The 12,043-nt window shown below is 44.5% G+C and carries 4 protein-coding genes and 1 pseudogene; all 5 read left to right on the top strand.

Annotated elements, in window-relative coordinates:
• Positions 1-106 precede the first annotated feature (106 nt).
• Positions 107-1,108 (top strand): annotated as a pseudogene (locus tag CBG25_RS20595) (conjugal transfer protein TraH); the annotation flags it as partial.
• Positions 1,108-3,960, top strand: coding sequence for a conjugal transfer mating-pair stabilization protein TraG (gene traG, locus CBG25_RS20590; protein WP_290608941.1), 2,853 nt, complete (start codon positions 1,108-1,110; stop codon positions 3,958-3,960). The pseudogene CBG25_RS20595 and the gene traG, both read left to right, overlap by 1 nt.
• A complete protein-coding gene (locus tag CBG25_RS20585) occupies positions 3,957-4,490 on the top strand; it encodes a hypothetical protein (RefSeq protein ID WP_290608940.1) in 534 nt (177 codons plus the stop codon). The genes traG and CBG25_RS20585 overlap by 4 nt, the downstream gene beginning before the upstream one ends.
• Entirely contained in the window at positions 4,490-6,559 is a 2,070-nt protein-coding gene (traD, locus tag CBG25_RS20580; protein ID WP_290608939.1) for a type IV conjugative transfer system coupling protein TraD, read from the top strand. Before CBG25_RS20585 ends, traD begins: the two co-directional genes overlap by 1 nt.
• Positions 6,559-11,706 (top strand): conjugative transfer relaxase/helicase TraI, encoded by a 5,148-nt coding sequence (traI, locus tag CBG25_RS20575; protein WP_290608938.1) that lies wholly within the window; start codon positions 6,559-6,561, stop codon positions 11,704-11,706. Before traD ends, traI begins: the two co-directional genes overlap by 1 nt.
• Positions 11,707-12,043 lie beyond the last annotated feature (337 nt).

The raw sequence follows: 12,043 nt of genomic DNA, 5'->3' as shown, positions 1-12,043 counted from the left end.
CACTGCTTACTTGCAAGAATATTTTATAGATATCTTTAATGCATGGATAACCGGACAAAATATGAACATCCTGATTTTTTCTTGTTTTTAAATTTATACTTCTTTTTTAGAGACTGCGAAACTCGTGACCGCGAAAGATTTCTTGCAAAAGATGGCCTCGGATATCAATAGCACCAATTTAACCTCGTGTCAGGCTGCGCAGGGCATTATTGGCGGACTTTTTCCAAAAACCCAGGTATCACAACAAAAAGTGTGCCAGGATATTGCCGGGGAATCCAACCTGTTTGCTGACTGGGCGGCGTCGCGCCAAGGCTGTACGGTGGGCGGAAAAATGAATGAAGTACAGGATAAAGCCAATGAACGGCAAAAAGAGCAGGTGTTAAAAAACATCAATATCATGTGGCACGCCTTATCAAAAAGTCGGCTGTTTGACGATAACCAGGAACTCAAGGAATTTGTCATGACCTTAACGGGGTCACTGGTGTTTAAAGCCAATGGCGAAATTCAACCGTTAACCCCAAAAACCACTGACCAGGACATGATAAAAACTATGATGGAGGGCGGCACGGCGAAAGTCTATCACTGCAACGACAGCGATAAATGCTTGAATGTGGTCAGTGATGCCAATGTTACCATCAGCCGAAATAAAGCATTAAAAGCACAAATCACCCAATTATTAAGCAGTATTCAACATAAAGCCGATAGCGATACGCCGCTCACTGAAAAAGAAAAAGGATTTATCACCAGTACCACGATTCCCATCTTCCGTTACCTGGTTGACCCACAAATGTTAGGCGTGTCTAACAGTGTGCTCTACCAGCTCGCCGATTATATTGGCTACGACATCTTATTGCAGTACATGCAGGAACTGATTCAACAGGCCAGAGGGATGCTGTCTATCGGCAACTATCCGCAACCCGTGATTGATACCTTGCTGGAAAACCTGAATCAGGCCACCGCCATGATTAGCCAGTTTCAGTCACGGGTACAGGTGCAGCAAGACGCACTGCTGGTCGTTGACCGTCAAATGAGCTACATGCGCCAGCAGGTATCATCCAAAATGTTAACCCGCTATCAAAATAATTATCACTTTCACGGAGGCATTTAATGACCGAAATTTACACGATGGGCGGCGGCGATTGGTTGCGCGAGATGTTAAATGCCGTGGCGACCTTTATGCAAAGTGACACCTTCATCTATATTAAAGGGGTCATGCTGCTGGTCTCCGTGCTCTGTGTCGCTTACCATTGGCTTATTCACCATAATGTCATGAGCATGCTCGGTTGGGTTTTTGCCATTGCCTTTGTCTCCTTGTTTGCTGCCATTAAACATCCGGTACAGATTATCGATAACAGTGATTTAAAAACCGTCTATACTGTGCCCAATGTCCCCGTTGGCCTGATTATTCCGGCGGGGATTGTGAGTTCCATCGGGCATAGCCTGGTAACCGGGTATGAAGCGATTTTCGCCCAACCGGATGATGCCACCTATACTAAAACAGGCATGCTTTTCGGCGCGAATCTGATTGCCAAAAGCACCGATTTTCTGTCACAAAACCCCGAAGTCACCGATTTATTTTCGGATTACATTCAAAACTGCGTCATTGGTGATATTCTGTTAAATCATAAGTATTCACTGGAACAACTGATGAATACCCGTGACCCGTATTCGTTGATTTTCTCAAGACCGAGTCCACTGCGAGGGGTGATTAACCGTGAGGGGGTATTTGAAACCTGTCAGGAAGCCGCCGTGGTGCTGAAAAACAAATTAGGACTCGATACCAAAACAGGGGGCGAAACCTGGCATTATTACGCCCGCCAACTCTTTGGCGGTCGACCGAACCCCGATGCGCTATTTGGGGTTTTACTCGGCAACAGTTATCAGACTTTTTACCAAAGTGGACAAAGTGCCAGTGAAATTCTTAAACAAAATGTCACCATGAACGCCATTCACAACGGGATTTTGACCTACAGCGCGCGTAATGGCGATGTGGCAGGAATGATGAACATTTCGTCCATGATGGCACTGGAAAAACAACGCCTGGCACAAGCCAGCGCCGCGTTAATCTCGCCGCATTTTCTACCCACCTTACACATTATTCTGATGGGGATTATGATGGGGATTTTCCCGATTATGTTGCTGTGTGCCCTGATTAATTTGCTCACTATCCAGATTGTGAAAAACTACCTGTTATCCTTCCTCTGGTTGCAATGCTGGCCTGTGTTGTTTGCCATTCTTAACAGTGCCATGACGTTTTTTGCCAAAAAGAATGGAGTGCCTGTTGTACTGTCAAACCTGTCGATTATTAAATCCAATCAATCCGATATTGCCACCGCCGCAGGCTGGCTATCGCTATTAATTCCCTTTATCTCCTGGGGAATGGTCAAAGGAATGGGGCAGGTATTCTCCAGTGTCAGCAGTTCACTGGGTTCAAGTATGTTAGGCTCAACCACCCAGGCCGCCAGTGTTGCCGTCGATGGGAATTACGCCTATAACAATCTGCAAACCGATAATGTACAGGGTTACGGCTGGAGTACCAATAGCACCTTTGCCAGTGGACAAATGAGCCACCAGACCGCATCAGGCGGTTCAGCGACCCAGACGATGGAGGGCAATATGGTGTATAACACTACAGGGGCGATGTCCGTCTTACCGACTAATATTGCCATTCAACGCTCGATTGCCAGCGCTCAACAGGAAATGGCACGCAACAGCGAAGCGCAGGCACAAAGTGCGCTACAGGGTTACAACAGCAGTATCAGTTCAGCCGCCAGCCAACTCTCGCAATTTACCCGTCAGGCAGGGCAAAGTGATTCGCTGGTCAAAGGCGCAGACAGTAGCCTGACCAGTAACCAATCCCGCGCTGCCCATCAAATGGCCTCAGCGGTGGAAAGTTACGCCAAAGCCAACAATATTAGCCAATCACAGGCAACGCAGGAGTTGATGGAAAGATCGGGGCGGACATCTTTAAACTCTGGGTTATCAGGCCATGTCAAATGGGATAGCGGAGATATGTTAGCGACGAAACTAGGAAAATGGGCAACAGGAGCAAGTGTTGGCACAGAAATTCATGGAGGCGTTGAAGGTTCTTTGAGTGACACTGACTCTCATTCAGCTAGCAAGCATTATACTGGAACCCAAGATAACCGTCACGATACCTCAGCACAAGCGGTATCCGACTTTAAACAGGGACTGGATGTGCTCACCAGCTACCGTACCAGTGATTCAGCCAGCCATACGGACAATCAATCGGATTCACAGGTGAATCAATTAGCCGCAACCCTCAATGAGGCGCAAAGCCAATACCATCAATACACCGACAGCAACACCCGCAGTCATGAGTTTGCAGAAATGGCTTCCCGCACCGAAAGTTTGAGCGGTCAAATGAGCGAAAACTTAACCCAACAGTTTGCCAATTATGTTTCACAGCATGCGCCGCAGCAAGCTGAACAAATCCTGACCGACACGAATTCACCGGAAATGGCGGCTGAACGTGAAGCGTTAGCCAGAGAGTTTGTTCAACAGCAAGTGACGCCAAAAATTGATAATGCGTATCATGAGAATCAGTATGCATTACAAACAAAACAGTCAACTCATCCGTCAGAGAATCAAGCGGAAAAGATAAAAGCAACATTTGCTGACCAGGCAAAAAACATTCCACAACAAGCGAGTATAAGCAATAACGTGAGAAACAAAGTTAGGGGTTCGTTAGAAGATAATAGCGAAAAAGTAAATCAGATGCTGGAAAAGATAGAAAATCAGCAAACAGAAATAAACCAACAAAAAAATACGCTCCAGACCGACTTTACCAAAGAAAAAATTACCCAACAAAAAGACTATACTCAAGAAAAAGTCGATCAACAATTTTTTAGGGCGGATGATAAAGATAGTAAAAATTTAAAAGCAATCCATAAACAAGATAAGAAAATGCTTTTTGAACAGAAGGACAAGAAAAAATGATTACTCACAAGATACTTTCAGAAGAAGCAAAAGAATTAAAGAAAATTTTAAAAAACGGTGAAATGATAATTCCAACATTTTGGGAATGTTGTCGACCAGCATTAATTTACTGGGTTGTTATGATGGCTTGGGTATTTTTTGTTTTTAATTTTAAGCTGAGTGATGAGCTTTTTTTGGCTTTAATGTTTACTAGTTTTTTATGCTTTCTATTATTTCTTGGAATCACAGGTACAAGAGGTAATTATCTAGCCATTCCATTGAATTTTCGGCGTAAATCAATATGCCTAAAAGGATTAAAAAAGAAATTGAAGTTATACATGATCTTTTATTTTTCGATACTTATGGCATTTGGGCTTTTTTTAAAACTATGTGTAGTTAAACTTCTCGCTTTGTTTTTTGTAGTACCCCACTTATTTTTAATAATATTTATAATAGCCATCTTTAGCATCGATATAAGCCGTTATCAATTCTCTGCTTTCGTAGCCATTATTGAACAATTCAAAGATCAACATAAAAAAGAGAGCGCATAATGAGTTTTAACGCTAAAGATATGACGCAGGGCGGACAAATCGCCTTTATGCGACTGCGTATGTTTGGGCAAATCAGTAACATTATTTTTTACTGTTTATTTGTCTCTTTCTGGATAATTGCCGCACTCTCAATGACCGTCCAACTCACCTGGCAAACCTTTGTTAATGGCATGGTTTATTGGTGGTGTAAAACGCTAGTCCCGATGTATTCACTGTTTCGCTCAGAGCCTGTTTACCATCTCGATTATTATGGACAAAAACTGCATTATACCCCCTCCCAAATTTTGATGGATAGATACACCGTCTATTGCGGTGAAAAAGTGTTAAATACCTTTATCATTTCAGGCATTATCGCCATCATTGTTTGTGTTGTTGGCCTCTTTGTTGCCTGGTGGGTATTAGGCCATCACGGTAAAAAGCAAAGTGAAGATGAACAGACAGGCGGTCGTGCATTAAGTGATAATCCAAGTGCCGTCGCTCGTCAGCTAAAAAGAGCGGGGGAAGCCTCTGATATTAAAATTGGCAAGCTACCGATTATTAAGGGCAGTGAAATTCAAAATTTTGGCTTGGTCGGAACGGTAGGGGTCGGTAAATCCACCTATATTCGCCGTCTATTAGATATTATTCGCAAACGTGGGGATATGGTAATTCTCTACGACCGCTCTTGTGATTACGTTAAAGACTATTTCAATCCGCAAAAAGATAAAATCCTCAATCCCCTGGATGCACGTTGTGCCGCCTGGGATTTATGGTCAGAATGTTTAACCACGCCAGATTTTGATAATATCGCCCACACCTTAATCCCAATGGGTCATAGTGAAGACCCGTTTTGGCAAGGCTCCGCCCGCACTATCTTTGCCGAAGCCGCCTACCGGATGCGAAAAGACGATGACCGCAGCTATGCCAAACTGTTGCATACGTTGCTATCCATTGAACTATCGCATTTACGCGAATATCTCCGCGACTCCCCCTCCGCTAATCTGGTCGAAGAAAAAATCGAGAAAACCGCTATATCCATTCGCAGTGTGCTGACTAATTACGTCAAAGCCATGCGCTATATGCAAGGCATTGAAAAAAATGGCGACACCTTTACCATTCGAGACTGGATGCGCAGCGTTCAGGAAAAAGGCAATAACAGTTGGCTATTTATCACCAGCGATGCGGCGAATCATGCCTCACTAAAACCCGTTATTTCCATGTGGCTATCCATTGCCATCAGAAGTTTACTGGCAATGGGCGAAAATCGGGAGCGGCGTGTTTGGATTATTGCCGATGAATTACCCACCTTGCATAAGCTCCCTGATTTAGTCGATATTTTACCGGAAGCGCGGAAATTTGGCGGCTGTTTTGTATTGGGTTTTCAATCTTATGCGCAACTTCAGGACATTTACGGCAATAAAGGCGCTTTAACGCTATTTGATGTACTTAATACCCGTTTCTTTTTCCGTGCTACCACCAAAGAGATGGCAGAGTTTGCCGCTGGAGAAATTGGCGAACGCGAAATTCAAAAAGCCAGCGAACAATACTCATATGGCGCTGACCCTGTCAGGGATGGCGTGTCAGTGGGGAAAGATATGCAGCGAGTGCAATTGGTCAGCTATTCCGATATTCAATCTTTACCTGACTTAACGTGCTTTATTACGTTACCTGGCCCATATCCAGTGGTGAAAATGACCTTAAAATACCACCCTTACCCCAAAGTCGCCCCCAATTTTATTGCACGTAACGTCAATCTGGAAATGGATAAACGCTTAGCGACCGTCATCGCGGCACGGGAAAATGAACGCGTTAATCTGGATAAACTTTTTACCCCAGCAACAAATCGAAATAATCAAGAAGAGACCCAAACGGCAGCAACAGAGACCGCAGGGATGGCGCAACAAAAAGAACAAACGCCAGCAATAAAGATTCAACATCCTGAATCATCGGAAACCATCGACCCACAGGATAAAAAAACCGCAAAATCGCGGAGAAATGGAAAAATAAATAGCCATCAACAACAGCATCGACAGGATGAAATTAACCTTAATAAACCTAAACCGAAAAAAGACCGAAGGCTTGAACTCTAATGATATCATTCAATCGGATTAAATCTGCCCAAAGTGCCGGAGATTACTATACTCAGAAAGATAACTATTATGTGTTAGAGAGCATGGAAGAACGTTACTTTGGCAAAGGGGCAGAAATACTGGGGTTAACAGGAGAGTTCGATAAAAATACCTTTCGTGAATTACTGGAAGGTAAACTGCCAGACGGAACCGAGTTAACCTTTCATAAAGACGGGAAAAATCAACATCGTCCAGGGTACGACCTAACGTTTTCCGCCCCCAAAAGTATTTCCATTATGGCACTAGTCGCAGACGATAAACGGTTACTGGAAGCGCATAATAAAGCCGTTGAGGTGGCACTCTCACAAGCCGAAAAATTTACTTCTGTCAGAACCATGAGCGAAGGACAAAAACAAACGGTACTCACTGATAACCTGATTGCCGTACTGTTTAATCATGATACCTCTCGGGATGTTGACCCACAACTACATACCCACAGTGTTGTTATCAATGCCACCCAACATAACGAGAAATGGCAAGCATTAGCCAGTGACACAGTGGGTAAAACGGGATTTTCTGAAATGGTATTAGCCAATAAAATTGCATTGGGGCAAATTTACCGTCATGCACTGCGCGAACAAACGGAAGGTTTAGGCTATGAAACGGAGATAGTCGGGAAACATGGCCTCTGGGAATTAAAAAATGTGCCCACCGAGGTTTTTTCTAAGCGGACGCAAGCCATTGATAACGCCGTAGGTAAAGACGCTTCACCCAAAGCACGGGATATTGCCACCCTGGACACCCGTCAGAAAAAGACCCAACATGACCCCCAACAATTACGGCAACAATGGCAAGCCGAACTGAGTGCAACGGGATTTGACGCTGAAAAATATCAGGCTCAGGCTGAAATAAACCGTTTACAATCACAAAACCCAACAACATCACCGACCATTGAACCTGAGCAGATTGAAACCGCCATTAGTCAGGCGATTTCGCAACTCAGCGACCGCCAAACCGAATTTACTTACTCACAACTCCTGGCGAAAGCCATCAACCAGTTACCCGCCCAACCGGGTGTAATTGAACAGGCAAGAGCCGGAATTGACCAGGCCATTGAGAAAGAACGCCTTATTCCTCTGGATAAAGAAAAAGGCCTTTTCACCTCAGATATTCAATTGCTGGATGAATTAAGCCTCAAACAACTGATAAAACAACACCAGAAAATAAGTCATGGTGTTATTCCTCACGCAACGCCGATTAATCCAAATATCAGTCCTGCCGCCAGGCAATGGTTATGCGCAAATCCCACTATTGCGGTCATGTCAGGAATCGGCGGAGCAAGTGTCAGACGTGACAGGGTAGCGGAACTCGTCACCCTCACGAAGCAAACGGGACGGGAGGGGGTTGTTTTAGCCCCTGACCTGAAAAGCCGTCAATATCTGACGGAAACCTTACCCGAATCACAGATATTAAATCGCCAGGCGATAAACCAGGAAACCGTATTTTCCCCCAATAGCACCCTGATTGTTCAGGATGCGGAAAAATTGACGTTAAAAGAAATGGTGAATCTCACCGATAAAGCAATTCGAGAAAATCTACAACTCGTATTAATGGATAACCAACAACGTAAAGGCACAGGCTACGCCTTATCCATTTTACGGCAAGAAACGGCAGTTTTTCGTTATTCGGGTATCAAGCCCGTACAAACGGCGATAGTGAGTGAACCGGATAAAACCGCCAGACTCAAGAAATTGGCAAAAGATTACACCCGTACCTTGGCACAAGGCATTGACAGCGTGGCGCAAATAACAGGCAATCGCGAACAAAAACACCTAACGGGATATATTCGTGAAGCACTAAAAACGCAAGAGTTGCTCGGTAAAAATGAAGTGACCATCACCACCTTAAAACCGCAATGGCTAACGGCAAAAAGCCGGACTTCGCGTGACAGCTACCGTGAAGGATGGGTCATGGAATGCTGGGATAGTGAGAAAAAAAGTAAAGAGCGTTTTATCATTGATAGAGTCACCGCCGTGTCAAATACCTTAACCCTGATAAACCAGCATGGCGAACAACGCCTCGAAAAAATCTCGCAACTTAACAGTAACTGGTCATTATATCAGCCAGTAAAAATAGCGATAAGTGAGGGTGAAAGGTTACGTCTCCTGGCTCGTGAGGGAAAAGGTAAATTAAAAACAGGTGACCGCCTGCACGCAACACAGCTTAAAAATGGCGAGATAACCCTCACGCACGATAACACAAAAAAAGCATTAACCATAAAAGCCAATCATGATGTTTTTTCGGCGCTCAAAATCGAGCAGGATTATGTCCAGCCGTTAGGTGGCAGCATCAGTGACAAGTCAAGGGTCTTTGCGGCGGTCACGCAACGGGATTTAAATCAGGATACCTTAAACCAGTTAGCCCGCAGTGGTGAGAAACTGGTTCTCTATTCGGCGCTGGATGCGCAAAAAACGGCGCAGAAACTGGCAAAAAATCCTCACTACCAAACCACGATAGAACAGGTTAATGCGCTTTCCGGAGAGCAGAATCTCGATAAGGCGATAGCGAAACAAAAAAATCAACTTTTCACCCCCACTCAGCAGGCGATTAGCCTTGCCATTCCACAACTGGAGCAAAAAAATATCACCTTTACTCAGGCACAACTCCTCGCCACAGCACTGAATGCGGGCGATAAAACCCTCTCGCAACAGGCCATCGAGCAGGAAATTGACGCGCAGATTAAAAATCAGCATTTAATGAAATTGCCGATTGTTGAAGGTTTTGGCACGAATTTACTTATCAATAAAGCCAGCTTTGAAACGGAAAAACAGATTATTCAGCACATTGCGGAAGGAAAATCCGCACTCTCCCCGTTAATGTCTACCGTGCCCGACAGTGCCCTCAACGGACTGACCCCAGGGCAGAAAGAGGCGACAAAACTAATACTCGAAACCCCTGACCGCTTTATTGCCATCCAGGGCTATGCAGGTGTAGGGAAAACCACTCAATTTAAAGCGGTGTTAAGTGCAATTAGCACCTTACCCAAAGATAAACAACCGCAGATTATTGGTCTCGCGCCGACCCACCGGGCAATCAGTGAAATGCAAACCGCAGGCGTTGACGCGAAAACCCTGGCGGCTTTTTTGTATGAAGAAAGCCAAAAAATTGCCCAGGGCGAGCAACCCAATCACCCTAATACCCTGTTTGTGATTGATGAAGCGGCGATGATTGGTAACACCGATATGGCAAAAGCCTATCATTTCATTGCAGCGGGGAACGGACGGGCGGTGATGAGTGGCGATAGCGCCCAACTGCAACCTATCAGCCCAGGCCAACCCTTCCGGTTACAACAACAGCGCAGCGCCATTGATAATGTGGTGATGAAAGAGATTGTCCGGCAAACACCACAATTAAAACCCGCAATAGTCCAGATGATTGCAGGTAACATCAAAGAGGCTATCCATACCGTTAATCAGCTTTCACCGGACATCGTCCCCAGAAAAGAAAACGCCTGGATACCGGATAATTCCATCGTCGAAATGAAAGAAAATAAAGAAGCATCGATGATGAAAGACAATACGGATAACTTACATCAAGCGATTGGCGCGGATTTTCTCGGACGCACAAAAGAAGCGCAGGAAAAGACACTGATTATTACCCCGTTAAATGCTGACCGACACGCAATCAATGCCCTAATTCATGAGGAAAAGCAGAAAAACGGCGAATTACAGGGTAATGAAGTCACGCTACCCATTTTGGTCAACACCAATGTTCCCGATGGACAACTGCGTAATATCAATACCTGGGCAACGCACCAAAAAGCACTGGCATTAAAAAATAACCAGTATTGGCAAATCACCGCCATCGACGCAAAAAACGACACGGTGACCTTAAGAAATGAACAGGGACAAGAAACCCTGTTATCACCCCGCCAGGCGGTCAAAGAAGGTATTACTTTGTATCAACCTGAAACCCTTACCGTGAGCCAGGGCGATAAAATCCGTTTTACCAAAAGTGATAACGAGCAGGGATTTTTAGCGAACAGCGTCTGGCAAATCCAGGCGGTTGATGAAAAAATCATAACCTTAACCAATGGCAAGCAAACTCGCACCCTAACCCCAACAACCGATAAACAGCACGCCCATATCGATTTAGCCTACGCGATCACCACTCACGCCTCGCAAGGTGCCAGTGAGCAATTTGCCATTACCTTGGCAAAAACGCAGGGAAAAAACAAAGCCGCCAACAATACAGCCACTGCGTATGTGGCACTCTCAAGAGCCAAAGCCCATGTTCAGGTCTACACCGATAATATTGATGACTGGACAGCGTTATTAGAAAAACCAAGTCAGAAAGCAACTGCCCATGATATCGTCGAACAAAAAGACATCAACGCCCGCGATAACGCCAAAGCCCTATTCAAACAAGGGCAACCGCTAGAGACCACCGCCCAAGGCAGAGCCGTTTTACGCGCATCCAATCTTTCAGGTGAAAGTATGGGGAAATGGCTTAGAATCGGCAAAAAATACCCACAAAACTACTTAGGTTTTCCTGTTTTTGACCAAAACGGCAAAAAGGCTGGCGTGTGGATGACAAGACTAAATAACAGTAATACCCAAAAACCAATCGGAAACCACACAACCGAAAAAAGAATAGGCAGCCAGGAAGCCCGATTTTTGGCTTTTCAGCGTAGCCAAAACGGGAAAACAGCTCTGGTAAACACCCTCACGGAAGCCGTCGAGATTGCCGCCAATCATCCACAGCACGGCATAATAGTAAGACTGGAAGGCAATGATATGCCTCACAACCCCAAAGCCATCACAGGCGGGCAGCAATGGGTCAATCAGCCGAAAGACGAGTTTACGCAAACCAAACACGAACTGGAGGAAAACGCCATAAAGATAGCCAAATCGTTTGGCAAAGAAAACGATAAATTCAATCCGCTTTCATCGGTTAAGGCAAAAGAATATATTGATAGCCTGAAAGAAACACAAACCGCAACATTAACCCCTGAGCAACGAAAAGCCCTGGAAGATTATCAGCAAAAACAAAATATCGATGAGATAGTCAAAAAAGTGGTCAATGAAAATCGATTAACCAAACAACTTCAACAAATAGAACGGGAGATGGTACGTAATCTTGCTAAAGAAAAAACGATTGGGGATTAGTTGCATATTACCATGCATGGTAATATGCATTAGCAAAAGAATAAAATTAAAACCCTCTTCATTCTATTTTCTTTCTCTATGATAGTTTTCTACACTTTTTGGCTTCCTTTTGTTTTTTTGTTTTCAGAAGTAGAGGGATACGCCGACAATAAAAAAGAATTTAGGCACTGACTTCAATAAAAAAATATTAACCAATGTCAATTCTCTGATTTAACTAAACTTGCGAAATTCTCCTTCCTGAATGTTAATTGCGAGTAAAACGAGCTTTTAGCATTAGGTGGGAGATGGATAGCAAACAGCTCGAAGAGCTGTCATTTCTCTGGCCTTTCTTGTTTTT

It is taken from the genome of Arsenophonus sp. ENCA, from assembly GCF_002287155.1.
GTDB lineage: Bacteria > Pseudomonadota > Gammaproteobacteria > Enterobacterales > Enterobacteriaceae > Arsenophonus > Arsenophonus nilaparvatae.
This window is presented reverse-complemented; position numbering and strand designations above follow the sequence as displayed.

Coding starts and splice junctions, on each gene's coding strand:
- traG (WP_290608941.1), top strand. CDS start 1,108: ATGACCGAAATTTACACGATGGGCGGCGGCGATTGGTTGCGCGAGATG.
- CBG25_RS20585 (WP_290608940.1), top strand. CDS start 3,957: ATGATTACTCACAAGATACTTTCAGAAGAAGCAAAAGAATTAAAGAAA.
- traD (WP_290608939.1), top strand. CDS start 4,490: ATGAGTTTTAACGCTAAAGATATGACGCAGGGCGGACAAATCGCCTTT.
- traI (WP_290608938.1), top strand. CDS start 6,559: ATGATATCATTCAATCGGATTAAATCTGCCCAAAGTGCCGGAGATTAC.